Source organism: Natribacillus halophilus (assembly GCF_900100185.1).
Taxonomy (GTDB): domain Bacteria; phylum Bacillota; class Bacilli; order Bacillales; family Marinococcaceae; genus Natribacillus; species Natribacillus halophilus.
This window is the reverse complement of the sequence record NZ_FNEN01000014.1, coordinates 16126-40741: the sequence shown is the minus strand read 5'-3', so window position 1 is coordinate 40741 and position 24616 is coordinate 16126. Positions and strand designations below refer to the sequence as shown.

Sequence of the window (24616 nt, the reverse complement as noted above, 5' to 3'; positions counted from 1 at the left end):
TAGGGAAGAAAACGCCCTTGACGAAAGGGCGTCTTCGTTCCTTGCATCATCGACATTAAGCCTTTTGACAATTCGCTCTCAGGAAAGGGAGGGACCCCCTTGATAGATGTCAATAACTTCGAGTACATGAAAGTCGGCCTTGCCTCCTCGGATAAGATTCGCAGTTGGTCCAGAGGAGAAGTGAAAAAACCTGAAACCATCAATTATCGGACATTAAAGCCGGAAAAGGATGGTTTATTTTGCGAGCGTATTTTTGGACCGCAAAAAGACTGGGAGTGTCACTGCGGGAAATATAAGCGTGTGCGTTATAAAGGGGTTGTCTGCGATCGTTGCGGTGTTGAAGTGACACGCGCAAAAGTGCGTCGTGAACGTATGGGCCACATTGAACTGGCAGCTCCGGTTTCCCACATTTGGTATTTCAAGGGTATCCCCAGCCGGATGGGACTCGTCCTCGATATGTCTCCGCGCTCCCTTGAAGAAGTGATCTATTTCGCTTCCTACGTCGTTACGGAGACCGGGGACACACCGCTTGAATATAAACAGTTGCTTTCGGAGAAGGAATACCGTTCGTATTATGATAAATATGGCCGTTCTTTCACCGCGCAGATGGGCGCGGAAGCGATCCGTAAAATTTTATCCGATTTGAATCTCGAACAGGAAGTGAAAATGCTTCGCGATGAGCTGGAAACGGCGCAAGGTCAACGCCGAACACGGACGATTAAGCGTTTGGAAGTATTGGAAGCCTTTCGCCACTCAGGCAACCACCCGGCCTGGATGATCATGGATGTTCTTCCCATTATCCCGCCGGAATTACGCCCGATGGTTCAGCTCGATGGCGGGCGTTTTGCCACTTCCGACTTAAACGACTTATATCGCCGGGTCATTAACCGGAATAACCGTTTAAAACGCTTGCTTGATCTTGGTGCGCCGAGCATTATCGTGCAGAACGAAAAGCGGATGCTCCAGGAAGCGGTGGACGCCCTTATTGATAACGGCAGGCGCGGACGGCCCATCACCGGACCGGGGAACCGCCCGCTTAAGTCTCTTTCGCATATGCTTAAGGGAAAACAAGGGCGCTTCCGTCAGAACTTGCTCGGTAAGCGTGTCGACTATTCGGGTCGTTCGGTCATCGTCGTGGGTCCAAGTTTGAAAATGTACCAGTGCGGGCTCCCGAAAGAAATGGCTCTGGAGTTGTTTAAGCCTTTCGTCATGAAAGAGTTGGTGGAAAACGGCTCGGCGCATAATATCAAGAGTGCCAAACGCAAAGTCGATCGCGTTCAACCGGAGATTTGGGATGTGCTTGAAGATGTGATCAAAGAACATCCGGTGCTGCTCAACCGTGCACCAACGTTGCACCGGTTAGGCATTCAGGCTTTTGAACCGGTGCTTGTGGAAGGGCGTGCCATTCGGCTCCACCCTCTCGTTTGTACAGCGTACAATGCGGACTTTGACGGAGACCAAATGGCTGTTCACGTACCCCTATCCGCGGAGGCACAGGCTGAAGCGCGTGTTTTGATGATGTCTTCGCAAAATATTTTAAATCCAAAAGACGGCAACCCCGTCGTCACCCCTTCGCAGGATATGGTGCTCGGCAACTATTACCTTACCTCAGAGCGGAATAATGCGATAGGGGAAGGATCTGTGTTTAAGGACAGCAATGAAGCGATTACCGCGTATCAAAACGGTTACGTGCATTTGCACACACGCATCGCGCTCCCGGTTTCGTCAATGGGGGACATGGTCTTTCCCGACAAGGTCAAGGATCAACTATTGCTGACGACGATCGGAAAGCTTCTGTTCAATGAAATTTTGCCGGATTCTTTTCCGTATATCAATGAACCGTCGGCGAACAACCTGGAAAATGAAACACCTGAACGTTATTTTGTTCCGAAAGGAACAGATGTAAAAGCGCATTTTGCGGAAATGGAACTCGTCGACCCTTTTAAAAAAGGTTTTCTCGGGGACATCATCGCTGAAGTTTTCAAGAAGTTCCAGGTGACGGAGACGTCCAGGATGCTGGATAGTATGAAAGACCTTGGTTTCTACTATTCCACGAAAGCAGGTATCACCGTAGGGGTATCAGACGTTGAGGTTCTTCCGGAAAAACAGGAGATCCTTGATGATGCCGAAGATAAAGTCAACCGTGTGACGAAGCAATTCAAGCGTGGTCTGATCACGGAAGAGGAACGTTACGACAAAATCATCTCCATTTGGAGCGAGGCGAAAGATACGATCCAGGAACGCCTCATGAAGACGCTGGACAGTTCCAATCCGATCTTTATGATGAGTGATTCCGGCTCTCGCGGGAACGCGTCCAACTTCACCCAGCTGGCCGGCATGCGCGGGTTGATGGCTAATCCGTCAGGACAAATCATCGAGCTCCCGATTACATCGAATTTCCGGGAAGGCCTGACGGTATTGGAATACTTTATTTCTACACACGGGGCGCGGAAAGGGCTTGCGGATACAGCACTGAAAACCGCCGACTCCGGGTATTTGACCCGCCGTCTCGTCGACGTCGCCCAAGATGTCATCGTTCGCGAAGATGACTGTGGCACGGACAGCGGGCTGACCGTGGAAACATTGCGGGATGGTACCGAAGTTATCGAGGGATTGTACGACCGTCTCATAGGGCGTGTCGTCTTCCAGACGGTCACCCATCCCGAAAGCGGAGAACTTTTCGCGCAAAAGAATGAATTGCTCACGGAAGATACCGCGAAAGCGATTGTTGATGCAGGGGTTGAAAGGGTAACGATCCGTTCAGTCTTTGCTTGTGACACGGCTCGCGGCGTTTGCAAAAAGTGCTATGGTCGAAATCTGGCGACCGGCAGCGATGTCGAAGTCGGGGAAGCGGTCGGCATTATTTCCGCGCAATCCATCGGTGAACCGGGAACCCAGTTAACGATGCGTACGTTCCATACCGGTGGTGTGGCCGGCGATGATATTACCCAGGGTCTTCCTCGTATCCAGGAACTCTTTGAAGCCCGTAATCCTAAGGGTCAGGCGCTCATCACCGAGCTTGCGGGTACCATCAGCGAGGTTCATGATGGCGGCGATAAAAAAGAAATCGTTATCCAGGGTGAAATTGAATCCAAATCATATACCACCGCCTACGGCGCACGCCTCCGTGTCGTGGAAGGCGATCAAGTCGAAGCCGGCCAGGCGCTCACGGAAGGTTCAATTGATCCAAAAGAATTGTTGAAAGTGACGGGAATCAAAGAGGTCAAGGAATACTTGCTCAAGGAAGTCCAGAAAGTGTACCGTATGCAAGGGGTTGAAATCGGCGACAAGCACGTGGAAGTTATGGTCCGGCAAATGCTCCGTAAAATCCGCGTGAATGATTCCGGCGACACGGATGTACTGCCGGGAACGCTCGTAGAAGTGAATCATTTCAATGATGTGAACAAAGATGTGCTGGGTAAAGGGCAGCGACCAGCTGTCGGCTCGCCTGTGATTCTGGGCATTACGAAAGCGTCTCTTGAAACGGATTCGTTCCTGTCGGCCGCTTCGTTCCAGGAAACAACGCGTGTGCTCACGGATGCAGCCATCAAAGGCCGGGCAGATGCCCTTCTCGGCTTAAAAGAAAATGTCATTCTCGGAAAACTCGTCCCGGCGGGTACAGGGATGCAACGTTATCGCTCGCTTAAAGCAGATACGGGCGAGGAGGCCCCGGAACCAACGGCTGAACCGGAAAGTGCTTTATATGACTAAAAATTGATTGACACACTCATCCCCCTTTGGTACGATAATTTAGGTGCGTGTTGAATAAGTATTTCCCCCCATAACAGGGGATGCAAAAAATTCGCAGGCTGAAGTCGTTCCATTAAAAAGGAAGTGGTTTTTACCCGATGATCGATCTGGTAAGACCCTTCCTTTTGCCCTTGTGTGAACACCTGGAACAGTGGTCTTGAAAGACCGCCTGAGACAGGGGTTCAACGATAATTGAACGTGGAATATCACGAATCGAAAAGGAATGAGAAAGGAGGAAAACAGATGCCGACGATTAACCAGCTTGTCCGCAAGCGTCGTCAAACCAAGCCGCAGACATCGGACGCTCCGGCGCTTAATAGAGGATTTGACAGCATCAAAAAAGTGCCGACCAATCAATCTTCTCCGCAAAAGCAAGGGGTATGTACACGTGTGGGTACGATGACACCGAAAAAACCAAACTCAGCTTTGCGTAAATACGCCCGTGTTCGTCTGACGAACGGGATCGAGGTTACAGCCTATATCCCGGGTATTGGCCACAACCTGCAGGAACACAGCGTTGTGCTTATTCGCGGAGGCCGTGTCAAAGACCTTCCGGGTGTTCGTTATCACATCGTCCGCGGTGCCCTGGATACAGCAGGTGTCCAGAATCGTAAACAAGGCCGTTCCAAATACGGAACGAAAAAAGGAAAGAAAAGATAAAAATCATGATCAGCTGAAGCAAGAAAGGAGGATAAAGCATGCCTAGAAAGGGCCCCGTACCTCGTCGTGAAGTGCTGCCCGATCCCATTTATAATTCCAAACTGGTGACTCGGCTCATCAATCGTATTATGATAGATGGCAAAAAAGGGAAAGCTCAAAATATCCTGTATAAATCTTTCGATTTAATCCGTGAACGAAGCGGCGAGGACCCGATGGAGATCTTTGATCAGGCGTTGAAAAATATTATGCCGGTACTTGAGGTTAAGGCACGCCGAGTCGGTGGCGCCAACTATCAAGTGCCCATCGAAGTGAAGCCTGATCGTCGCACGACGCTCGGTTTACGCTGGATGGTAAGCTACGCGCGTTTACGTGGCGAGAAATCGATGGAAGAGCGTTTGGCCAATGAAATTATGGATGCAGCCAATAATACTGGTGCAGCGGTTAAAAAACGGGAGGACATTCATCGTATGGCCGAAGCCAATAAAGCATTTGCCCATTATCGCTGGTAATCATCCCGCTCTCCATTTATGAAAATCAGTAGAAATGGACGAAAGGAGAAAGTGGAAGCCATGTCAAGAGAGTTCTCCTTGGAGAAAACACGTAATATCGGCATCACAGCTCACATCGATGCCGGTAAAACGACGGCGACGGAACGGGTGCTGTTCTACACCGGCCGTACTCATAAAATTGGAGAAACACACGAAGGCGCTTCCCAAATGGACTGGATGGCGCAGGAGCAGGATCGCGGTATTACGATCACTTCCGCGGCAACGACAGCCCAATGGAAAGACCATCGTATTAATATCATCGACACCCCCGGACACGTCGACTTCACAGTGGAAGTGGAACGTTCCCTGCGTGTGCTGGATGGATCTGTTGCCATCCTTGACGCGCAGTCAGGGGTTGAACCCCAGACGGAAACGGTTTGGCGCCAGGCAACGACGTATCATGTGCCGAGAATTGTGTTCGTTAATAAAATGGACAAAGTAGGCGCGGACTTTCTCTACTCACTCAGTACATTAAGGGACCGTCTCGGAGCGAATGCCCACGCCATACAGTTGCCGATTGGTGCGGAAGATGAATTCGAAGGAATCATTGACCTTGTCGAGATGAAAGCATATTATTATCTTGACGATCTGGGAAGGGAAGCAGAAGCACGTGAGATTCCCGACGAATACCGGGAGCAAGCGGACACATACCGCGAACAACTCATCGAAGCAGCTGCGGAATTCAACGAAGACCTGATGATGGCGTATTTGGAAGGCGAAGAAATCAATAACGAGGATCTCGTCAAAGCCATTCGACAGGCAACCCTGGATATTGAATTTTATCCGGTTCTTTGTGGCTCAGCCTTTAAAAACAAAGGTGTGCAACTGATGCTTGATGCCGTCATTGATTATTTGCCCGCGCCTACGGATGTTCCTGCCATTAAAGGTTTTAAACCGCAGAGCGAAGAAGAAGTGACCCGGGAAGCGGATGATGAAGGCCCGTTTTCAGCCCTTGCCTTTAAGGTTATGACAGACCCTTACGTCGGCAAACTTACATTTTTCCGGGTCTACTCAGGTACGCTTTCAGCAGGGACCTATGTGCAGAATACTTCAAAAAACAAACGTGAACGGGTCGGTCGTATTCTCCAAATGCACGCCAACTCACGTGAAGAAATCACGACGGTTTATTCCGGGGATATTGCGGCAGGTATCGGTTTGAAAGACACATCAACAGGTGATACACTTTGTGATGAGAAGGGGGATCATGTTGTCCTCGAGTCCATGGACTTTCCGGAACCTGTGATTTCCTTGTCCGTCGAACCGAAATCGAAAGCGGATCAGGATAAGATGGGGGTTGCGCTCGGGAAACTTTCCGAGGAAGACCCTACGTTCCAAACCTATACAGATACGGAAACGGGGCAAACCGTGATATCCGGTATGGGTGAACTTCATCTTGATATCATCGTCGATCGTCTGAAGCGTGAATTTAAGGTGGAAGCTGTTGTCGGTGCCCCGCAAGTGTCCTATCGTGAAACGATTAAAGCGTCTGCGGACTGTGAAGGGAAGTTCATTCGTCAATCCGGTGGCCGCGGACAGTACGGACATGTATGGATTGAGTATAGCCCGAATGAAACAGGTGCCGGTTTTGAATTCGAGAACAACATTGTCGGCGGAGTTATTCCGCGGGAATACATCAACTCTGTGGAGCAGGGCGTTCAGGAAGCGCTCCAAAACGGTCTGTTGGCAGGATACCCGATGATCGATGTTAAAGCACGTTTATTTGATGGTTCGTACCACGATGTCGACTCAAACGAAATGGCGTTTAAAATCGCGGCATCCATGTCGCTTAAAGAAGCCAAATCCTATTGCCAGCCCGTTCTCCTGGAACCTTTGATGAAAGTTGATATCATTGTTCCGGAAGAGTACATGGGTGATGTGATGGGAGATATTACCTCACGGCGTGGACGTGTGGAAGGCATGGGCGCACGGGGAAATGCGCAAATTATCACCGCTTATGTTCCGTTGGCAGAAATGTTTGGGTACGCGACAACCCTTCGTTCCAACACCCAGGGTCGCGGAACATACTCGATGTTCTTCGATCACTACGCGGAAGTGCCTAAAAGCATATCCGAAGAGATCGTCAAGAAAAACACCGGTGAGTAATCACCTGACAAACATTAAAGTTGAGAGAGCAGATCAGCAACGATCATGCTTTCTTGCTTCATAAAAAACCTGAACTTAAGGGAGGAAATTTGCAATGGCAAAAGAAAAATTTGATCGGTCGAAAACGCATGCCAACATTGGCACCATCGGGCACGTTGACCATGGAAAAACGACACTGACGGCAGCGATTACGAAAGTGCTTCATGAACAATCAGGCGAAGGTGACGTCATGGCCTTTGATGCTATTGACAACGCACCTGAAGAAAAAGAGCGAGGCATTACCATTGCCACATCTCACGTTGAGTACGAAACAGAGACGCGTCACTACGCGCACGTGGATTGCCCGGGGCACGCGGACTACGTGAAAAACATGATCACAGGTGCCGCGCAAATGGACGGGTCCATTCTTGTGGTATCCGCAGCTGATGGCCCTATGCCGCAAACACGTGAGCACATTCTGCTTTCCCGTAACGTAGGCGTGCCGTCCATCGTCGTTTTTCTTAACAAGGTTGACCAGGTGGATGACGAAGAACTTCTTGAGCTTGTGGAAATGGAAGTCCGTGATCTTCTGTCCGAATATGACTTTCCGGGAGATGACATTCCGGTCGTTTCCGGTTCTGCGTTGAAAGCTCTCGAAGGTGACGAAGAGCATACACAAAAAGTCGTCGAACTGATGCAAGAGGTCGACAACTATATCCCGACCCCGGCTCGCGATACAGACAAGCCATTCATGATGCCGGTTGAAGACGTCTTTTCGATCACCGGCCGCGGTACGGTAGCGACCGGCCGTGTTGAGCGTGGCATGCTCAACAGCGGTGACGAAGTCGAGATCCTCGGTATCGATGAAGAAAAAAGAAAGACAACCGTTACAGGTGTCGAGATGTTCCACAAGATCCTTGACTATGCCGAGGCTGGCGACAACATCGGTGCATTGCTTCGTGGTGTAGCACGCGAGGATGTTAAGCGTGGACAGGTACTTGCAAAGCCTGGTTCTATTACACCGCATACGTCATTCAAGGCGGAAGTTTATGTTCTCTCTAAAGATGAAGGTGGGCGTCATACCCCATTCTTTCAAAACTATCGTCCACAGTTCTACTTCCGTACAACGGACGTTACCGGTATTATCAACCTACCCGAAGGTGTAGAAATGGTCATGCCCGGTGACAACGTAGAAATGTCCGTTGATCTTATTCAACCTATTGCCATCGAAGACGGCACGAGATTCTCCATCCGCGAAGGCGGCCGTACAGTAGGCTCCGGCGTGGTTACGGAAATCGTGAAGTAACAGACCTTGAAAAAAGAGCACCCCGCGGGGTGCTTTTTTTTTGGCAGGTAAGAAAGTATAAACCACTTTCTTATCCTGCATAAGTGCAACTAAGGCTTATCGCCTTAAAGGCTTGGCGATAAGCCAAGTTTTCTTTATGCTTAAACAAGCGTTTGATTAATAGGCGCAATGGCTGATACATGGTAAACTGAGGGTAAAGAAGAATGAATAAGGTGAAACAACATGAGTAGAAAGGAAACCGTAACAAAAAAACTGCAAGAAATTTCAGAGTTGAAGCCACAAGGCGTCAGCGCTGAAGACATCGCAGGTGCCTTGCATATAAACCGCTCCACCGCCAGTCGTTATTTAAATGACCTTTTTCAAAATGGACAAGCAGAAAAGATTACCGGAAAACCGGTGCGTTATCGCCGGAAAACATCCTACTCATATGAAGAGGTTGGGGAGAGTTTGCAGCCGTTGGTCCAACAAAGCCTCGCCGCCCTCGCTTATCCCTTTCAGTCGTTACCTATTCTCTTTACCGGAGAAACAGGGACAGGGAAGACATATCTTGCTGAACGTTTATATAAATTGGCTGTACAGGAAGGGTATATTAAACCGTCCACCCCTTTCATCACCTTTAATTGTGCGGATTATGCCCAGAACCCGGAATTATTGGTCGGACAAATTTTCGGCATTAAAAAAGGGGCCTTCACAGGGTCTGTTCAGGATGAACCCGGTCTTGTCGAACAGGCGGATGGCGGTATTCTCTTTTTGGATGAAATTCATCGTTTATCTTCTTCCGGACAGGAAATGTTATTTTACCTGATTGATAAAGGCGTATATCGTCGGTTGGGTGAAGCTACCCGTGAACGACAGGCAAATATAACATTTATCGGAGCAACGACCGAAAATCCGGAGCGTGCGCTCTTAACCACGCTGCTGCGAAGGTTTTCCGTTACGTTAACCGTTCCGCCTCTGCGTGTACGCAGTCGTGCAGAGAGGGAAATGTTATTGGATCTGTTTTTGCAGCAGGAAGCAGTTCAAATGGATGCTGACTTAACGATGGAAGACGCAGGTAGAGAGGAGCTGCTGTCTTATTCTTGCCCGGGTAATATCGGTCAGCTGAAAAGTGATATCCAAATTGCCTGTGCAAGAGCTTATTTGCGGTATTTAAATACAGACTTTTCGCAAGTGGTTGTTCGAGCTGAGGACATTTCCATAAAAATGGACGACCGGCCTTCTTCATTTTCCCTGGAAAATGAGCAGATGAAAGGAGAATGGAATTTTCCGTTCCCCAACATCTATCAACGGTTAAACAATAAACGCGTACAATTATCTTCTGCGGGAGTTATGGCCGTTGACTCTTCACTTCAGGACGTCGTCAATCAATATATCGCGGATTTAACCGCTCGCTATCCTAAAGCTGCTTTTTCCTATGATGCGTGGCATGATCTTGTTGATGAAGATTTGCTCTATGCACTGCAACGAGCGCCAACCGTTCTTTCACCACAGATTAAAAGAGAACTTGATGAACATAGTATGTGCGTGATTGGCCTGCACTTGCAAAATTTGCGCAATCATGGTCGGGAAAATAACCAGACACTTCCATCTTTTTCAAAAGCCTCACCGGAAGATCGGCACGCGGCTTCTCGCCTGGCTGAATATCTTATAGAGACGATCGGTCTCAAGCTCCCGGATGATGAAGTGGAACTGCTGGCTCATTTTTTGACACCCGGAGAGCAATCACAATCGTTACCAAACACGCAGACGATCTTTGTGCTGCTTGTCACCCATGGTCGTTCCGCAGCTTCGTCGATGGCTGAAGTGACCAATACATTGCTGGGAGCCGAGGTCATTCAATCCGTCGATATGCCCCTGGAAAAATCGGCGGAAGAGACTTATGAAGAGGTAAGAACTCTCATTGATAGAGCGCTTGCATCCAATACGTACGAGGGGGTTCTCTTGCTTGTAGACATGGGGTCGTTGGTGACGTTGGGGGATACCTTTTATAACGAATGGGAAGTACCTGTATTCACCTTGCCTTGTGTGAATATGCCAATGGTGATGGAGGCTGGACGTAAATCTCTCGTTCAGGATATTGCTGTTGAAGATGTTTATACATCGGCTCGTCAGGCAATGACAATGTTCATGCGTGAAGACGACGCAGAGACGACTCCCCGAAAAAAGCGTATGATCGCCACCGTATGTTTTACAGGAGAAGGCGCGGCGCAATTGCTTGAGGAATGGTTAACAGATCAGCTTACCGGTGCAGATTCAGACGTTGTCATTCGATCCGTGCGGATGGATCCTGTCTCTAGGGATACGTCCATTTTGTATCAGTTAAAAGATTATTATGAGATCGTGGCGATTATAGGTACGGTTTATATCTCCATGGACGAGATTCCTTTTATTCCCGCGTGGGAGCTCCTTAAGCAAGAAGGCACGTCTCGTCTGTTCAAATTATTGGAAGTCTCCCGTCCTTATGCCACATTATCGGGAGAAACGGTTAAACAACACCATCAGGAAGGGTATCGTGCGATCCAGACCGGGCTGGCTGAAATCGTCACCAATGTCAATCCACGCTTGTTTTGTGCCATACTAGACGAATATTTTCCGCCGATACAAGCGTATTATGGCTGGGATGACAGCCGCGCTCTTGGTATGGGGATGCACATAGGTGTTCTATTGGATCGGATCATGAACGCGAGAATGCATGGGGAAATGGAAGAATTGCAGAAAACGATGCCGATGGACACTGATTTTCAGCATGATGATGCTGAGAAAACGGTTTGGGAGCCGCTCATATTCAACTTGGAACAAGCGTTTAACGTTTCGATTGCCCCCTCGTTCGTGCGAGCAACGATGAAACTAGCCAGGTAATGTGTGCAAGTAGAGTTGCACACATTATAAATACGTTAAGTGAGCCCACAATGGTGGGCTCTTTATTTTTGGCATGGAAATTGCATTAATAGTAAATGATAAAAAAGAAAGGAGGCATACATGTGCTAAGAAAGATATCCTTTTGGTACACATTGGCGTTTATTATATTTTGGAATGGCTATACGCTTCATCAGTACATCACCGGGCAACCGAATGTTCTGCAACTTTTTCTGTTTGGCATCGGCTTTACGGTGCTCCTTCTCGCAACGACATGGTTCTCGAGATGGCTGATGAGCCATTACAAAGTGGTGGACGAGAAGGCCGAGGAAATTTTATCTGCGAAATTCAAAAATAAGAGGAGTGAGCGAAATGGCAGAACAGTCCATTAAGGTCATTATTTTATGTAGTTGGGGAGCAACATCCAGTCAACTTGGGAAAAAAGTGGAGGAAGCGGCTGAGAAAAGAGGGATCACAGCCGATATCTACGCAGGAGGAACAGGAGACTTTAAAGATAGAGCGGCCGATTACGATGTAGCCTTGCTTGAACCGCAAGTGCGACATTTGCGAAAAGAAGTCACCCGCATCGCGGAACCGCACAATGTCCCGGTAGAATTGGTCGACCAGACCGCGTTTGCGCTTATGGACGGGGAAAAGGTCCTTGATCAAGCATTGAAATTAGCTGAAAAATAAGGAGGTATCCCTGATGATTCAATGGCTGGAAGACCATTTGATGGAACCGCTCGGTAAGATTGCGCAAAATATATATTTGCAATCGATTCGGGATGCCTTTGTTATTTTTGCATTGCCGGTCATTATCACCGGTTCCATTTTCCTGATCATCGCCAACCCGCCGGCTGAAATTGGCGGGATGCCGGTGTTGGGGCCGCTCGTCGATGCGTGGGTGAACGCGGTTGAACCAATACAGGCGCAATTGTTATTCCCCTTTAACTTAACCTTTGGTTTGATGGCTTTAGTCGTTGCTTTCGGGGTCGGCTACAGTCTCGGCCAACGTAAAGATATGGATGCTGTCATGGCAGGTATCTTGTCGATGCTCGCCTTTTTCATGTCAGCGTTCCCGGTCGTCGATATTGAACAAGTCGAATTTGGACAAGTGCTCGAATTTCTTGGTGGAGAGGGCTTATTTGTAGCGATTATTTTAAGTATCCTCGTGACGGAATTGATGAATTTTTTCATTAAAAAAGGGTTCACCTTTGAAATGCCGTCGAGTGTTCCGCCTTATGTGTTGAGATCTTTTCGCGTGTTGATTCCATTTATGGTTATTTTGCCATTGGTATGGCTCCTGCAGTGGATCGTGTATGCGAATTTTGATCTTACCTTGCCGCAAGCGGTCATGGCCATTTTTCAACCGTTGGTAACGGCGTCGAACACCTATTGGGCAGCGCTCGTCATGATTTTATTGATGGTCGTCTTATGGAGCATGGGTATCCATGGCATGAACGTGGTGTCTTCGGTGGTCTATCCGTTCTGGATGAGTCAACTTGCCGCGAATGCTGATGCGGTATCTGCTGGTGAAGAAGCAACGGGTATTGTGACTGAACCCTTTTTCCATATGTTCACGCATATCGGTGGTTCGGGTGTCACTTTAGGCTTAGCTGTATTTATGGTGTTTTCGGCCTCGATTCAAATTAAACAAGTAGGAAAAACAGCGATCGTTCCATCGATCTTTAATGTCAATGAACCATTGATTTTCGGTTTGCCGATTGTGCTCAACCCGATCATGATGATTCCGTTCGTGATAGCGCCGGTCGTTGTTGTTACCATCAACTACATTATGTTCGCGACGGGGGTACTGCCGCCCGTGGTCGTGCAACCGCCATTTACGGTGCCGCTTGGTTTCGGTGGATTTTTGGCAACGGGCGGATCATTTATGGCTGTCTTGATCCAGGTCATAAACGTTGTGGTGGCCACGATTATATACTATCCATTCTTTAAACGTTATGAAAAGCAGTTGGTAGCGCAACAACAAACTGACGCGAAGGAATAAGCGAATAAAGAGGTGAATCAATATCGATTACGAAAAAACGATGACCCAATTAATTTTGCATGGCGGCAACGCTCGCGGAGCTGCCTATGAAGCGTTGGATGCAGCCGAGGAAGAAGATTTTGAAGGAGCAGAGGCAAAATTGGAAGAAGCGGAGCAAGAATTTGTGGCCGGACATAAATATCAGACAGAACTGATTTCCCATCAGGATGATGAGGCCATCCCTTCTTTCTTTATGATCCACGCGCAAGATCATTTGATGACAGCCCAGGCGGAACTCGCGTTAATTAAACGTTTGATTAACCAGCATCGTGAAACGAGTGCGCTCAAACAGAGAGTATCCGCTCTGGAAAAATAGCCGAGGAAAGGAACAGCAAGTACGCGGACTGCCGCTGCTTGCTGTTTTTGATTATTTGAAGGAATAATCATTAACTGTTGCCAGTCATTTATTCGGACAACAGAAAGGGCTGATCGTCAAACATTGTCCGAATGAGGCGTTTATTAGGACGAACCGAGGGGACAAGCGGTAAAAATTGTCCGTAAAAAGCGTCCGTAGATGAGCCACCATCAACGTTAATTAAACGTTTGCTCAGCTTCACTTGCAACAAATTCCGGCAAAACGCAAATTTGCACTTGCAATCAGTACTTGCAACCTTTATAATAGTTAAGGTGTGACAGAAGACGGGAGCCCTCCGCACGGACCTCCCTTTTTTCGTTGCATAAAGCGATGAAGTGAAAGGTTGCCCGATACACCCGGCTCCTTTGCCATGGCGGGTGTGGGGAAATTTTCACGGAGTATGTCTGGAAATCAGGCGAAAAGGAGGAAGAAACATGGCAAACGAGAAAATTCGCATTCGCTTAAAGGCGTATGATCATCGTATTCTCGATCAATCATCCGCTAAAATTGTGGAAACGGCCAAGCGTTCAGAGGCGAAAGTAGCCGGTCCTGTACCGCTGCCGACCGAACGCTCCGTATATACCGTTATACGCGCCACCCACAAGTTTAAGGATTCTCGTGAACAATTCGAGATGCGAACCCATAAACGTCTTATTGATATTCTCAGCCCAACACCGCAAACGGTAGATGCCTTGATGCGTCTGGATTTGCCTTCCGGTGTCGATATTGAGATTAAGCTCTAAATGTAGCGGGCGAGAACAATAACAATTCAATTAAAATATTAACAGGAGGTGTGACTGATGGCCAAAGGAATCTTGGGCAGAAAGATCGGCATGACGCAGGTATTTAGCGATAACGGCGACGTCGTTCCTGTAACGGTCGTTCAGGCAGATCCGAATATCGTCATGCAGTTGAAGACTCAGGAAAATGATGGTTACGATGCGGTTCAACTGGGTACGGATGATAAAAAACAACAACGTGCCTTAAAACCGGAAAAAGGCCATGCCGAAAAAGCCGGCACGGCACCCAAGCGCTACGTCCGTGAATTTCGCAATCTGAAACTTGCAGATCACGAAGTTGGTCAGGAAGTCAGCGTAAATACATTTGCAGCAGGCGACACCATTGATGTCACAGGTGTTTCCAAAGGCAAAGGGTTCCAGGGTTCGATCAAGCGTCATAATTACTCGATCGGTCCGAAATCACATGGTTCCCGTTACCATCGAGGTTCAGGTGCATTGGGCCCTATTGACACTTCTAAAGTGGCACCGGGGACAAAACTTCCCGGACAGATGGGCGGCAATCAAGTAACGGTTCGGAATCTTGAAGTCGTGCAAATTGATGAAGGTCGCAATCTATTGCTCATTAAAGGGAATGTGCCGGGACCTAAAAAAGGTTATGTAAAAGTGAAAAGCGTAGATTAATAACGTCTGAAAGAAAGGAGGAACCATCATGCCGAAAGTAACGGTATACAACCAAACCGGCTCTCAAGTCGGTGATGCAGAACTCGCGGATACCGTTTTCGGAATTACGCCGAACGAAAGCGTTGTGCATGACGCGGTCGTGATGCAACAAGCGTCTCTTCGGCAAGGAACCCAAAAAGCGAAAACGCGTTCCGAGGTTCGCGGCGGCGGTGCCAAACCATGGCGCCAAAAAGGAACCGGACGCGCGCGCCACGGCTCCAACCGTTCGCCGATATGGACGGGAGGCGGTGTCATATTTCCACCGACCCCACGCAATTACGGTTATAAACTCCCGAAGAAAGTTCGCCGCTTGGCCCTTCGATCGGTACTGTCTGCAAAAGTACAGGAAGATGCCCTAACCGTCGTTGACGAACTTAGTCTGGACGTTCCGAAAACAAAAGATATGGTGACTATTCTTTCCAGCCTTTCCGCGGAGCAAAAAACGCTTATCGTAACCGCGGAATATAATGAAAACCTTGTAAAATCAGCCAACAACCTGCCGAATGTAAAAACACTTTCCGCAAACGGCGTGAATGTGCTGGATGTGATTCATCACGACAAGGTGATCATCACGAAAGAGGCTGCGGAGAAGGTAGAGGAGGTGCTTGGCTAATGGATGCACGTGATGTGATTAGGCGCCCCGTCGTTACGGAACGCTCTGCCGATCTCATGGAAGAAAAAAAATACACGTTCGAAGTGGATCTCAAGGCGAATAAAACGCAGATCAAACAAGCGGTCGAGGAAATCTTTGAAGTCGACGTAGATAAAGTCAACACGATGAATTACAAACGAAAATTTCGCCGCTTCGGTCGTTACGAAGGGTATAAACCCGCCCGTAAAAAAGCGATTGTCACACTGACCGAGAACAGCGATGAGATCGAAATTTTCGATGAGGTTTAATTTCTATAGCAGAGGAGGGAAAAACGATGGCAGTCAAGCGTTATAAACCGAAAACCGGCGGACAACGTTTTATGAGCGGAAAAGATTACTCCGAAATCACAACGGATCAACCGGAACGTTCCTTGCTCGCGCCCATGTCGAAAAAAGCCGGGCGGAACAATCATGGACGGATCACTACTCGTCATCAAGGCGGTGGTCATAAGCGCAGATATCGGATCATTGATTTTAAACGCAACAAGGATGGCGTACCCGGACGAGTAGCCACAATCGAATACGACCCGAACCGTTCGGCGAATATCGCGCTCATTCATTATGTAGATGGTGAGAAGCGGTATATCCTTGCCCCTAATGGACTTAAGGTAGGAAATAACGTATTTTCAGGCTCAGACGCGGATATTAAAGTTGGCAACGCCCTTGAAATCAAAGATATTCCGGTGGGTACAACCATCCATAATATCGAGATGAGACCTGGAAAAGGCGGACAAATGGCACGCGCAGCCGGTGCTCACGCCCAAATTCTCGGACGTGAAGGCAAGTACACGCTCGTGCGTTTGAAATCCGGCGAAAGGCGCCTAATACTCTCGACTTGTCGTGCAACCATCGGACAGGTGGGTAATCTTGAAAATGAACAGGTTAATATCGGGAAAGCCGGGCGCAGCCGCTGGCTCAACACACGACCTACGGTACGCGGTTTTGCCATGAACCCTGCTGATCACCCCCACGGCGGTGGTGAAGGGCGAGCACCCGTCGGACGAGATGCTCCTGTATCTCCTTGGGCTCAGCCGACCATTGGCTATAAGACGAGAAAAGGTAATAAAGAGTCGAACAAATATATTGTTCAGCGCCGAGGTAAAAAGAAAAGGAAGTAAACGCGGACGTTTAGCGCCAAATCCTTAAACGAATCGTTTGAGGCGGCGCTATTTACGCGTCATTACTCCAAGAGTGAAAGGAGGAAACAAAAAGATGGGTCGGAGTTTGAAAAAAGGACCATTTGTCGATGATCATTTGATGAAGAAAGTAGAAGCCATGGATGAGAATAACAAGCGTGTGATTAAAACGTGGTCACGCCGTTCGACGATATTCCCGAACTTCGTCGGTCATACGATTGCTGTTTATGATGGCCGTAAGCACGTGCCTGTCTATATCCAGGAAGATATGGTCGGTCATAAACTCGGCGAATTTGCACCGACGAGAACGTATCGCGGGCACGACAAAAATGACAAAAGGACGAGACGACGTTAACGAGAGAGGAGGTTCACTACAATGGAAGCCAAAGCTGTTGCGAAACAGGTTCGTGTCGCTCCTCGTAAAGCCCGACTGGTCATCGACCTTGTGCGTGGGAAAGACGTTGGAGAAGCTATATCCATTTTAAGGCACACATCCAGGGGCATATCGCCAACCATTGAGAAGGTTCTCAACTCGGCTGTCGCAAATGCGGAGCATAATTATGAAATGGAACCTGAAGATCTAGTGATCAGCAAAGCCTATGTGGATGAAGGTGTTACCCTTAAACGTTTCCGCCCGCGAGCGATGGGGCGTGCATCACGGATCAACAAGCGGACGAGTCATATTACAATCGTAGTTTCAGAAAAGGAGGAAGGATAAAGCGTGGGTCAAAAAGTTAATCCTATTGGTTTTCGGCTCGGCGTCATCCGTGACTGGGAATCCAAATGGTACGCAGAGAAAGAATACGCGTCGTTGCTGCACGAAGACGTTAAAATCCGTGAATATATCGAGAATCGTCTGAGCGATGCATCGGTGTCCATGATTGAGATCGAACGTGCGGCAAACCGAGTGAATATTAATATTCACACGGCAAAACCCGGAATGGTGATCGGCAAAGGTGGATCTGAAGTGGAAGCCTTGCGAAAGAATCTCAACGCCCTTACCGGTAAACGTGTGCACATTAATATTTCCGAAGTCAAACAGCCAGACCTGGACGCGACACTCGTCGCCGAAAATATCGCGCGCCAATTGGAAAATCGGGTATCATTTCGCCGTGCCATGAAACAATCTATTCAACGAACGATGCGCGCCGGCGCCAAGGGCATTCGTACCGAAGTGAACGGTCGTCTCGGCGGTGCTGATATGGCTCGTTCCGAGAGTTATAGTGAAGGAACGGTCCCATTGCATACGCTACGTGCGGATATTGATTATGGAACAGCAGAAGCAGACACAACTTATGGGAAAATCGGAGTAAAAATATGGATCTACCGTGGAGAGGTCCTTCCCACGAAAGGTGATCATACAGACGAAGGAGGCAACTAATCATGTTAATGCCTAAACGTGTGAAATACCGTCGTGAAATGCGTGGGCGCATGCGTGGTCGTGCCAAAGGTGGCACAGAGATCTCGTTTGGGGAGTATGGCTTGCAAGCCCTCGAACCATCCTGGATCACAAACCGGCAAATCGAAGCCGCGCGTATCGCGATGACGCGTTATATGAAACGTGGCGGTAAAGTTTGGATTAAGATTTTTCCGGATAAACCATACACAGCGAAACCTCTGGAAGTCCGGATGGGATCCGGTAAAGGGGCACCTGAAGGCTGGGTAGCGGTTGTCAAACCCGGCAAAATCATGTTTGAAATTGCAGGCGTCGATGAGGAAGTGGCACGTGAAGCCTTGCGTCTTGCCGCGCACAAACTTCCAATCAAATGCAAGTTTGTCAAACGTGACGAAATGGGTGGTGAGGCAAATGAAGGCTAAAGAGATTCGCGATTTAACAACGACGGAGATCGAGGAAGAAGCAAAAACACTGAAAGAAGAACTGTTCAACCTTCGGTTTCAACTGGCGACCGGTCAGTTGGAGAACCCTGCCCGCATCCGAAATGTTCGTAAAGATATCGCCCGCGCCAACACCGTTCTCCGCGAAAGAGAACTAGGCATAAATCGAGGGTAAAAAGGAGGCCGCAGACAAATGAGTGAACGCAACCATCGAAAAGTACGGGTTGGCCGTGTCGTTTCCGACAAAATGGATAAAACGGTTACCGTTGTCGTTGAAACGTATAAAAAAGATAAGCTGTACGGTAAACGCGTCCGTTCTTCGAAGAAGTTCAAGGCGCACGACGAAGAAAATGAAGCGAAAGTAGGAGACACCGTCAAAATCATGGAGACACGTCCGTTATCCAAAGATAAATACTTCCGCCTCGTTGAAATCGTCGAAGAATCGGTGATTATCTAACACATCTTTGGTTGAAGGGAGGCCATGAAAATGATCCAGCAAGAGTCCAGGCTCAAAGTTGCCGATAACTCGGGAGCACGTGAAGTACAATGCATTAAAGTTCTCGGTGGCACGGGACGGAAAACCGCTAACATCGGCGATGTGATCGTCTGTGCTGTCAAGAATGCAACACCAGGGGGCGTTGTCAAGAAAGGTGAGATTGTACGCGCGGTCATCGTTCGTTCTCGCAGCGGTGTCAGACGTACGGATGGCTCTTATATCCGTTTTGACGAAAACGCAGCCGTCCTCGTTCGTGACGACAAGAGCCCGAGAGGCACCCGGATATTCGGCCCTGTTGCACGCGAATTGCGTCAGAATCAATATATGAGAATCGTTTCGTTAGCACCGGAAGTATTATAAAGCCTGCAAGCAAAATATCCACCAGGGAGGTGTGAATGAATGGCGCAGCAACCGAAACTGCATGTTAAACAAGGCGATAAAGTAAAGGTTATCACCGGAAAAGACAAGGGGGCGGAAGGCGAGGTCCTCAAGGCTTTCCCGAGTCGCGAACGTGTCCTTGTAGAAAAGGTCAACATGGTGAAAAAGCATTTGAAACCATCGCAGGATAACCCGCAAGGGGGCATCGACAACGAGGAAGCGCCTATTCACGTATCGAATGTCATGCTTATTGACCCAAAAAGCGGGGAGCCCACTCGCATTGGCCATAAAACCGAAGATGGCCAGAAGGTACGTGTCGCGAAAAAATCCGGAGAAGTGATCGACAAGTAAGGTTTGCTGAAAGGAGGCCCTGCAAATGAACGCTTTAAAAGAACGCTATACAGATGAAATCGTGCCCCGTCTGCACGATCAATTCAACTACCCCTCGGTCATGGCCGTTCCAAAGATCGAGAAGATCGTTATCAACACAGGTGTCGGTGAAGCCGTATCCAATCCTAAAACGCTTGATAACGCGGTGGAAGACCTTGCCCTTATCACAGGTCAAAAACCGATCGTCACGAAAGCAAAGCGATCGATCGCGGGCTTTAAATTGCGCCAAGGCAATCCCATCGGTGCGAAAGTCACGCTTCGTGGCGCCCGTATGTACGATTTCCTTGAAAAATTGATCCATGTATCATTGCCGCGCGTTCGTGATTTTCGCGGAATTTCCAACAAGGCATTTGATGGCCGGGGCAATTATACTCTCGGCGTGAAAGAACAACTCATCTTTCCCGAGATCGAATACGACAAAATCGACAAGGTTCGCGGCATGGATATCGTGATCGTCACAACGGCTGAAACCGACGAAGAAGCGAAAGAGCTGCTCACGCAAATGGGCATGCCGTTTCAAAGATAATCCCAAATAGAAGGAGGGACTTTTTTTGGCAAGAAAAGCATTGGTCGAGAAACAAAAAAAGCCTCAGAAATATAAAGTTCGTGAATATACGCGTTGTGAACGGTGCGGACGCCCTAACGCCGTATTTCAAAAGTTTAAGCTTTGCCGGATTTGTTTCCGAGACCTCGCGTATAAAGGCCAGATTCCCGGTGTCAAAAAAGCAAGCTGGTAAAGCCCTAGAGATGGAAGGAGGTTTATCATTATGGTTATGACAGATCCGATTGCAGATATGCTCACGAGGATTCGCAACGCAAATATGGTGCGCCACGATAAGCTGGAATTGCCGGCATCGAACCTGAAAAAGGAAGTGGCCAAAATCCTCAAACGTGAGGGTTATATTCGCGACGTTGAATTTGTGGATGATAAAAAACAAGGAGTTATCCGCATTTTTCTCAAGTACGGACAAGGAGACGAACGTGTCATCTCCGGATTAAAACGAATCAGTAAGCCGGGATTGCGCGTTTATACGAACTCGGACGAAATTCCGCGTGTTTTAAACGGATTGGGTATCGCGGTTATTTCGACCTCATCAGGTGTGATTACAGATAAAGAAGCCCGCCAGAACAATGTCGGCGGTGAAGTGCTCGCCTATGTATGGTAAGAATCAGCGAATGGAGGTGCGATGACAATGTCACGAATCGGTGTCACTCCACTGGAAGTACCGGAAAGTGTGGACATCACTGTGGACGGCCAGCATGTGATTGTTAAAGGTCCTAAAGGAGAGCTGTCCCGCCAGTTTAATTCAGATATAGCTATCCAGATCGAAGACGGGATGCTCACAACGAATCGCCCGTCGAACCATAAGGAAGACCGTGCTATGCATGGAACAGTGAGAAGCCTGATCGGCAATATGGTTGAAGGCGTTACAAACGGCTTTGCGAAAAGCCTTGAACTCGTTGGTGTCGGCTACCGTGCGACAAAATCCGGGAATAACCTCGTGCTCAATGTCGGCTATTCCCACCCGGTTGAAATCACAGAACCGGAAGGCATTGAAATTGAAGTGCCGACGAACACGACAGTGATCGTCAGAGGCATTGACAAACAGTATGTCGGAGCCGTAGCCGCTGATATTCGATCCGTGCGCAAACCTGAACCTTATAAAGGCAAAGGGGTTCGCTATACAGGTGAGCAAGTACGGAGCAAAGTGGGCAAAACCGGTAAATAGCTTGAGCCGGCAAGAACGGCATGCGGCCTAAAGGCTCAGTAAGGCAGAAAGGAGAAAAGTCACTCATGGCGAACAAAGTCAGTAAACAAGTGGCGCGCAAGCGCCGACACAATCGTCTCCGCATGAAGATCCACGGGACGTCGGAACGTCCGCGCCTGAATGTTTTTCGCTCTTCGAGCCATATGTATGCGCAACTCATCGATGATACGAAAGGCGAAACATTAGCGGCGGCATCGACACTGGACCAGGAGCTGAAGCTCGAAAACGGCGGCAATGTTGAGGCCGCGAAGCAAGTAGGGAGCCTGGTCGCCAAACGCGCGCTTGACAAGGGACATGATAATGTCATTTTTGACCGGGGCGGCTATGTTTATCACGGACGTATTTCAGCATTAGCCGACGCTGCGCGTGAAGAAGGCTTGAAATTTTAATGCATGAAGGAGGGACAAATGATGAGTATTGATCCGAATAAGCTGGATTTGGAAGAACAGGTTGTCGCCATTAACCGTGTGTCAAAAGTGGTAAAGGGTGGTCGTCGCTTTCGTTTCGCGGCGGTTGTCGTTGTCGGAGACCATAACGGACATGTAGGTTTTGGTGTCGGGAAGGCCAATGAAGTACCGGAAGCCATTCGCAAAGCGGTGGAAACCGGCAAGAAAAGTCTTATTCAGGTTCCTCGTGTAGGAACGACCATTCCGCACCAACTCGTCGGCCGTTATGGTGCCGGAAAAGTGTTGTTGAAACCTGCAGCCGAGGGTACGGGTGTCATCGCCGGTGGCCCTGTCCGTAGCGTTCTTGAGCTCGCCGGTGTCAATGATATCCTTTCAAAATCACACGGATCCAGCAATCCCATCAATATGGTGCGTGCCACGCTACAAGGTCTCAGCTCCCTGAAGACGGCGGAAAATGTCGCCAGGCTACGTGGCAAAAGCGTTGAAGAATTGAAAGGATAGGAGGGAATACAAATGGCAAATAAACTGGAAATCACCCTCACCCGCAGCCTGATTGGTCGCCCGGAAGATCAACGTGTCACCGTTCGTACACTTGGGCTTCGTAAGCTGCATCATTCAGTCATTCAAAATGATGAACCTGCCATTCGCGGTATGGTGAACAAAGTATCCCACCTTGTAAATGTGAAAGAAATCAACGGGTAACCCCCATTGGCAAGATAGGAGGTGCGAAGCAATGAAACTACACGATTTGAAACCATCCGAAGGATCACGAAAAAAAGCCATCCGCCCCGGACGCGGTTACGGTTCCAAACGGAGCAACACCGCCGGGCGAGGTGAACACGGCCAGAAATCCCGTGCGGGCGGTAACGTGCGTCCAGGATTCGAAGGTGGTCAAAATCCGATCTACAAACGTTTACCTAAACGTGGGTTTACAAATCCGACACGCAAGACGTACACCGTCGTTAATATAGAAACCCTCAATCGTTTTGAAGAAGGAACGGAGGTTACGCCGGAACTGCTTGTCGAGAGTGGAACCGTCAAAAAAGCAAACGATGGCATTAAAATCCTTGGGGATGGCGAGTTGGAAACGAAGTTGACGGTCAAAGCCAACAAATTTTCTGCCTCTGCAGTAAGGGCCATTGAAGCAGCCGGCGGTCGAACAGAGGTGGTTTAATGTTTAAGGCAATCGCCAATGTGTTCAAAATAGGGGATTTGCGCAGAAAGATCATCTTTACCCTGACCATGCTCATTGTTTACCGGATCGGAACGTTCATCCCCATTCCCGGATCGGACAGTGATGTACTGCAATTCCAGGGAGAAGCAAGCGCGTTTGGTTTCCTCGATACGTTCGGGGGCGGAGCCTTAAGCAACTTCTCTATTTTCGCGATGGGTGTTTTCCCATATATTACTGCTTCCATTGTCGTCCAACTTTTAAGGATGGATGTTGTACCCAAGTTTACGGAATGGTCGAAGCAAGGGGAGCAAGGGCGGCGAAAGTTGGCGCAGTTCACACGCTATTTTACCGTTGTGTTGGCGTTTATTCAGGCTATAGCTATGTCCGTTGGTTTTAATGCCCAGTTTGAAGGGCTCATTCCCGACCCGAACATCGCTACCTTCCTGCTTATTGCCGTGATCATGACAGCGGGAACGACATTTTTGATGTGGTTAGGGGAGCAAATTACGGCTAAAGGCGTAGGCAATGGTATCTCGATTATGATTTTTGCCGGGATTGTCGCCGGTATTCCCAATGGGCTCAATCAAATTTATGCCACGCAAATCGAAGGCGCGGGTGAGCAGTTGTTCATGGGGATTATTACCATCCTCCTGTTGGGGCTCGCTATTCTTTTGATCATCGTCGGTATTGTGTTCGTGCAGCAGGCGTTGCGCAAGGTCCCGATTCAATACGCGAAGAGAGTGGTTGGCCGACAGTCAACGGCAGGCGCGCAATCCACGCACTTGCCCCTGAAGGTTAATTCAGCGGGGGTTATCCCGGTCATTTTCGCGATGGCATTATTTATCTTTCCGCCGACCGTTGCAAGTTTTTTGGGAGAAGACAATCCTGTTGCCCAATGGGTGATCAATAATTTTGATTACACGCAACCGGTTGGGGCGTTTTTTTACATCGCGTTAATCATTGCCTTTACGTATTTCTATACGTTCGTACAGGTTAATCCGGAAACGATGGCCGAGAATCTGAAAAAGCAAGGCGGATATGTTCCCGGTATTCGCCCTGGCAAAACAACGGAGCTTTATATCCGTCGCATCCTTTACCGTCTTACTTTCGTCGGCGCTTTGTTTTTGGCTACGGTCGCGATTCTGCCGGTGTTCTTTACGACACAACTCGGGTTGCCGGAAACGATCCAAATCGGCGGTACAGGTTTGCTCATCGCGGTAGGTGTCGCCCTGGACACTATGAAACAAATCGAAGGCCAAATGATTAAACGAAGCTACACAGGCTTCATTAGGTAAAAGCAGGGCAAAGGAAAGTA

Annotated in this window: 32 protein-coding genes; all 32 read left to right on the top strand. The window is 48.7% G+C overall.

Annotated features, from left to right (window positions below; translation table 11 throughout):
• Positions 1 to 99 precede the first annotated feature (99 nt).
• The 32 genes from rpoC to secY all read left to right on the top strand — a co-directional run bounded on the left by rpoC (position 100) and on the right by secY (position 24596).
• The gene (gene rpoC / locus BLS58_RS13430; protein WP_090399313.1) at positions 100 to 3711 is read left to right on the top strand and encodes a DNA-directed RNA polymerase subunit beta'; all 3612 of its coding nucleotides are present in this window, start codon (positions 100 to 102) and stop codon (positions 3709 to 3711) included.
• A 282-nt stretch (positions 3712 to 3993) separates the two neighbouring features.
• Positions 3994 to 4410, top strand: a complete 417-nt coding sequence (rpsL, locus tag BLS58_RS13425; protein ID WP_090399312.1) for a 30S ribosomal protein S12 — start codon at positions 3994 to 3996, stop codon at positions 4408 to 4410.
• 38 nt (positions 4411 to 4448) lie between these two features.
• The gene (gene rpsG / locus BLS58_RS13420) at positions 4449 to 4919 is read left to right on the top strand and encodes a 30S ribosomal protein S7 (protein ID WP_090399311.1); all 471 of its coding nucleotides are present in this window, start codon (positions 4449 to 4451) and stop codon (positions 4917 to 4919) included.
• Positions 4920 to 4979: 60 nt separating this feature from the next.
• Complete coding sequence (fusA, locus tag BLS58_RS13415) at positions 4980 to 7061, top strand: elongation factor G (protein ID WP_090399310.1); 2082 nt, start codon at positions 4980 to 4982, stop codon at positions 7059 to 7061.
• 94 nt (positions 7062 to 7155) lie between these two features.
• Positions 7156 to 8346: an elongation factor Tu gene (tuf, locus tag BLS58_RS13410; protein WP_090399309.1), complete on the top strand. Its 1191-nt coding sequence runs from the start codon at positions 7156 to 7158 to the stop codon at positions 8344 to 8346.
• Between the two features lie 222 nt (positions 8347 to 8568).
• Positions 8569 to 11205: a sigma 54-interacting transcriptional regulator gene (locus BLS58_RS13405; RefSeq protein ID WP_090399308.1), complete on the top strand. Its 2637-nt coding sequence runs from the start codon at positions 8569 to 8571 to the stop codon at positions 11203 to 11205.
• A 122-nt stretch (positions 11206 to 11327) separates the two neighbouring features.
• A complete protein-coding gene (locus tag BLS58_RS13400; protein WP_090399307.1) occupies positions 11328 to 11594 on the top strand; it encodes a hypothetical protein in 267 nt (88 codons plus the stop codon).
• Positions 11575 to 11895 (top strand): PTS sugar transporter subunit IIB, encoded by a 321-nt coding sequence (locus tag BLS58_RS13395; protein ID WP_090399306.1) that lies wholly within the window; start codon positions 11575 to 11577, stop codon positions 11893 to 11895. The genes BLS58_RS13400 and BLS58_RS13395 overlap by 20 nt, the downstream gene beginning before the upstream one ends.
• 13 nt (positions 11896 to 11908) lie before the next feature.
• Positions 11909 to 13210, top strand: coding sequence for a PTS sugar transporter subunit IIC (locus BLS58_RS13390; protein WP_090399305.1), 1302 nt, complete (start codon positions 11909 to 11911; stop codon positions 13208 to 13210).
• A 40-nt stretch (positions 13211 to 13250) separates the two neighbouring features.
• Positions 13251 to 13565 (top strand): PTS sugar transporter subunit IIA, encoded by a 315-nt coding sequence (locus BLS58_RS13385; protein WP_245723178.1) that lies wholly within the window; start codon positions 13251 to 13253, stop codon positions 13563 to 13565.
• Between the two features lie 473 nt (positions 13566 to 14038).
• Positions 14039 to 14347, top strand: a complete 309-nt coding sequence (rpsJ, locus tag BLS58_RS13380) for a 30S ribosomal protein S10 (RefSeq protein ID WP_090399303.1) — start codon at positions 14039 to 14041, stop codon at positions 14345 to 14347.
• Between the two features lie 57 nt (positions 14348 to 14404).
• Positions 14405 to 15025 (top strand): 50S ribosomal protein L3, encoded by a 621-nt coding sequence (gene rplC / locus BLS58_RS13375; RefSeq protein WP_090399302.1) that lies wholly within the window; start codon positions 14405 to 14407, stop codon positions 15023 to 15025.
• A gap of 28 nt (positions 15026 to 15053) precedes the next feature.
• The gene (gene rplD / locus BLS58_RS13370) at positions 15054 to 15677 is read left to right on the top strand and encodes a 50S ribosomal protein L4 (protein ID WP_090399301.1); all 624 of its coding nucleotides are present in this window, start codon (positions 15054 to 15056) and stop codon (positions 15675 to 15677) included.
• On the top strand, positions 15677 to 15964 hold the full coding sequence (gene rplW, locus BLS58_RS13365; RefSeq protein ID WP_090399300.1) for a 50S ribosomal protein L23: 288 nt from the start codon (positions 15677 to 15679) through the stop codon (positions 15962 to 15964). The genes rplD and rplW overlap by 1 nt, the downstream gene beginning before the upstream one ends.
• Positions 15965 to 15990: 26 nt before the next feature.
• Positions 15991 to 16833 carry a 50S ribosomal protein L2 gene (rplB, locus tag BLS58_RS13360; protein WP_090399299.1) on the top strand — a complete coding sequence of 281 codons (843 nt, stop codon included), beginning with the start codon at positions 15991 to 15993 and terminating at the stop codon, positions 16831 to 16833.
• A gap of 94 nt (positions 16834 to 16927) precedes the next feature.
• Positions 16928 to 17206 carry a 30S ribosomal protein S19 gene (rpsS, locus tag BLS58_RS13355; protein WP_090399298.1) on the top strand — a complete coding sequence of 93 codons (279 nt, stop codon included), beginning with the start codon at positions 16928 to 16930 and terminating at the stop codon, positions 17204 to 17206.
• Positions 17207 to 17227: 21 nt separating this feature from the next.
• Entirely contained in the window at positions 17228 to 17569 is a 342-nt protein-coding gene (gene rplV, locus BLS58_RS13350) for a 50S ribosomal protein L22 (protein WP_090399297.1), read from the top strand.
• A gap of 3 nt (positions 17570 to 17572) precedes the next feature.
• Positions 17573 to 18232 carry a 30S ribosomal protein S3 gene (gene rpsC / locus BLS58_RS13345; RefSeq protein WP_090399296.1) on the top strand — a complete coding sequence of 220 codons (660 nt, stop codon included), beginning with the start codon at positions 17573 to 17575 and terminating at the stop codon, positions 18230 to 18232.
• A 2-nt stretch (positions 18233 to 18234) separates the two neighbouring features.
• Positions 18235 to 18669: a 50S ribosomal protein L16 gene (gene rplP / locus BLS58_RS13340; protein ID WP_090399295.1), complete on the top strand. Its 435-nt coding sequence runs from the start codon at positions 18235 to 18237 to the stop codon at positions 18667 to 18669.
• Positions 18659 to 18862 (top strand): 50S ribosomal protein L29, encoded by a 204-nt coding sequence (gene rpmC / locus BLS58_RS13335; RefSeq protein WP_090399294.1) that lies wholly within the window; start codon positions 18659 to 18661, stop codon positions 18860 to 18862. The genes rplP and rpmC overlap by 11 nt, the downstream gene beginning before the upstream one ends.
• 18 nt (positions 18863 to 18880) lie before the next feature.
• A complete protein-coding gene (rpsQ, locus tag BLS58_RS13330; protein WP_090399293.1) occupies positions 18881 to 19144 on the top strand; it encodes a 30S ribosomal protein S17 in 264 nt (87 codons plus the stop codon).
• A gap of 30 nt (positions 19145 to 19174) precedes the next feature.
• A complete protein-coding gene (gene rplN / locus BLS58_RS13325) occupies positions 19175 to 19543 on the top strand; it encodes a 50S ribosomal protein L14 (protein WP_090399292.1) in 369 nt (122 codons plus the stop codon).
• Between the two features lie 57 nt (positions 19544 to 19600).
• Positions 19601 to 19912 carry a 50S ribosomal protein L24 gene (rplX, locus tag BLS58_RS13320; protein WP_090399336.1) on the top strand — a complete coding sequence of 104 codons (312 nt, stop codon included), beginning with the start codon at positions 19601 to 19603 and terminating at the stop codon, positions 19910 to 19912.
• Between the two features lie 25 nt (positions 19913 to 19937).
• Positions 19938 to 20477, top strand: a complete 540-nt coding sequence (gene rplE / locus BLS58_RS13315; protein ID WP_090399291.1) for a 50S ribosomal protein L5 — start codon at positions 19938 to 19940, stop codon at positions 20475 to 20477.
• Positions 20478 to 20502: 25 nt separating this feature from the next.
• Positions 20503 to 20688, top strand: coding sequence for a type Z 30S ribosomal protein S14 (locus BLS58_RS13310; protein WP_090399290.1), 186 nt, complete (start codon positions 20503 to 20505; stop codon positions 20686 to 20688).
• A 30-nt stretch (positions 20689 to 20718) separates the two neighbouring features.
• Complete coding sequence (rpsH, locus tag BLS58_RS13305) at positions 20719 to 21117, top strand: 30S ribosomal protein S8 (RefSeq protein ID WP_090399289.1); 399 nt, start codon at positions 20719 to 20721, stop codon at positions 21115 to 21117.
• A 27-nt stretch (positions 21118 to 21144) separates the two neighbouring features.
• Complete coding sequence (rplF, locus tag BLS58_RS13300; protein ID WP_090399288.1) at positions 21145 to 21681, top strand: 50S ribosomal protein L6; 537 nt, start codon at positions 21145 to 21147, stop codon at positions 21679 to 21681.
• 65 nt (positions 21682 to 21746) lie between these two features.
• On the top strand, positions 21747 to 22109 hold the full coding sequence (gene rplR / locus BLS58_RS13295) for a 50S ribosomal protein L18 (protein ID WP_090399287.1): 363 nt from the start codon (positions 21747 to 21749) through the stop codon (positions 22107 to 22109).
• An 18-nt stretch (positions 22110 to 22127) separates the two neighbouring features.
• The gene (gene rpsE / locus BLS58_RS13290) at positions 22128 to 22628 is read left to right on the top strand and encodes a 30S ribosomal protein S5 (protein ID WP_090399286.1); all 501 of its coding nucleotides are present in this window, start codon (positions 22128 to 22130) and stop codon (positions 22626 to 22628) included.
• A gap of 12 nt (positions 22629 to 22640) precedes the next feature.
• Positions 22641 to 22829 carry a 50S ribosomal protein L30 gene (gene rpmD / locus BLS58_RS13285; RefSeq protein ID WP_090399285.1) on the top strand — a complete coding sequence of 63 codons (189 nt, stop codon included), beginning with the start codon at positions 22641 to 22643 and terminating at the stop codon, positions 22827 to 22829.
• Between the two features lie 31 nt (positions 22830 to 22860).
• Entirely contained in the window at positions 22861 to 23301 is a 441-nt protein-coding gene (gene rplO / locus BLS58_RS13280) for a 50S ribosomal protein L15 (RefSeq protein ID WP_090399284.1), read from the top strand.
• Positions 23301 to 24596 carry a preprotein translocase subunit SecY gene (gene secY / locus BLS58_RS13275; RefSeq protein WP_090399283.1) on the top strand — a complete coding sequence of 432 codons (1296 nt, stop codon included), beginning with the start codon at positions 23301 to 23303 and terminating at the stop codon, positions 24594 to 24596. Before rplO ends, secY begins: the two co-directional genes overlap by 1 nt.
• Positions 24597 to 24616: the final 20 nt, after the last annotated feature.

What these genes read in the sequence shown, in the direction of transcription:
- secY (WP_090399283.1), top strand. Translation starts at nt 23,301, where the DNA reads ATGTTTAAGGCAATCGCCAATGTGTTCAAAATAGGGGATTTGCGCAGA.
- rpsE (WP_090399286.1), top strand. Translation starts at nt 22,128, where the DNA reads ATGATGAGTATTGATCCGAATAAGCTGGATTTGGAAGAACAGGTTGTC.
- tuf (WP_090399309.1), top strand. Translation starts at nt 7,156, where the DNA reads ATGGCAAAAGAAAAATTTGATCGGTCGAAAACGCATGCCAACATTGGC.
- BLS58_RS13390 (WP_090399305.1), top strand. Translation starts at nt 11,909, where the DNA reads ATGATTCAATGGCTGGAAGACCATTTGATGGAACCGCTCGGTAAGATT.
- rpsG (WP_090399311.1), top strand. Translation starts at nt 4,449, where the DNA reads ATGCCTAGAAAGGGCCCCGTACCTCGTCGTGAAGTGCTGCCCGATCCC.
- rplF (WP_090399288.1), top strand. Translation starts at nt 21,145, where the DNA reads ATGTCACGAATCGGTGTCACTCCACTGGAAGTACCGGAAAGTGTGGAC.
- rplN (WP_090399292.1), top strand. Translation starts at nt 19,175, where the DNA reads ATGATCCAGCAAGAGTCCAGGCTCAAAGTTGCCGATAACTCGGGAGCA.
- rplC (WP_090399302.1), top strand. Translation starts at nt 14,405, where the DNA reads ATGGCCAAAGGAATCTTGGGCAGAAAGATCGGCATGACGCAGGTATTT.
- rpsQ (WP_090399293.1), top strand. Translation starts at nt 18,881, where the DNA reads ATGAGTGAACGCAACCATCGAAAAGTACGGGTTGGCCGTGTCGTTTCC.
- rpsS (WP_090399298.1), top strand. Translation starts at nt 16,928, where the DNA reads ATGGGTCGGAGTTTGAAAAAAGGACCATTTGTCGATGATCATTTGATG.
- BLS58_RS13395 (WP_090399306.1), top strand. Translation starts at nt 11,575, where the DNA reads ATGGCAGAACAGTCCATTAAGGTCATTATTTTATGTAGTTGGGGAGCA.
- fusA (WP_090399310.1), top strand. Translation starts at nt 4,980, where the DNA reads ATGTCAAGAGAGTTCTCCTTGGAGAAAACACGTAATATCGGCATCACA.
- rplO (WP_090399284.1), top strand. Translation starts at nt 22,861, where the DNA reads ATGAAACTACACGATTTGAAACCATCCGAAGGATCACGAAAAAAAGCC.
- rplB (WP_090399299.1), top strand. Translation starts at nt 15,991, where the DNA reads ATGGCAGTCAAGCGTTATAAACCGAAAACCGGCGGACAACGTTTTATG.
- rplW (WP_090399300.1), top strand. Translation starts at nt 15,677, where the DNA reads ATGGATGCACGTGATGTGATTAGGCGCCCCGTCGTTACGGAACGCTCT.
- rpsH (WP_090399289.1), top strand. Translation starts at nt 20,719, where the DNA reads ATGGTTATGACAGATCCGATTGCAGATATGCTCACGAGGATTCGCAAC.
- rplD (WP_090399301.1), top strand. Translation starts at nt 15,054, where the DNA reads ATGCCGAAAGTAACGGTATACAACCAAACCGGCTCTCAAGTCGGTGAT.
- BLS58_RS13405 (WP_090399308.1), top strand. Translation starts at nt 8,569, where the DNA reads ATGAGTAGAAAGGAAACCGTAACAAAAAAACTGCAAGAAATTTCAGAG.
- rpmD (WP_090399285.1), top strand. Translation starts at nt 22,641, where the DNA reads ATGGCAAATAAACTGGAAATCACCCTCACCCGCAGCCTGATTGGTCGC.
- rpsL (WP_090399312.1), top strand. Translation starts at nt 3,994, where the DNA reads ATGCCGACGATTAACCAGCTTGTCCGCAAGCGTCGTCAAACCAAGCCG.
- rplP (WP_090399295.1), top strand. Translation starts at nt 18,235, where the DNA reads ATGTTAATGCCTAAACGTGTGAAATACCGTCGTGAAATGCGTGGGCGC.
- rplV (WP_090399297.1), top strand. Translation starts at nt 17,228, where the DNA reads ATGGAAGCCAAAGCTGTTGCGAAACAGGTTCGTGTCGCTCCTCGTAAA.
- rplR (WP_090399287.1), top strand. Translation starts at nt 21,747, where the DNA reads ATGGCGAACAAAGTCAGTAAACAAGTGGCGCGCAAGCGCCGACACAAT.
- rpmC (WP_090399294.1), top strand. Translation starts at nt 18,659, where the DNA reads ATGAAGGCTAAAGAGATTCGCGATTTAACAACGACGGAGATCGAGGAA.
- BLS58_RS13385 (WP_245723178.1), top strand. Translation starts at nt 13,251, where the DNA reads ATGACCCAATTAATTTTGCATGGCGGCAACGCTCGCGGAGCTGCCTAT.
- rplE (WP_090399291.1), top strand. Translation starts at nt 19,938, where the DNA reads ATGAACGCTTTAAAAGAACGCTATACAGATGAAATCGTGCCCCGTCTG.
- rpsJ (WP_090399303.1), top strand. Translation starts at nt 14,039, where the DNA reads ATGGCAAACGAGAAAATTCGCATTCGCTTAAAGGCGTATGATCATCGT.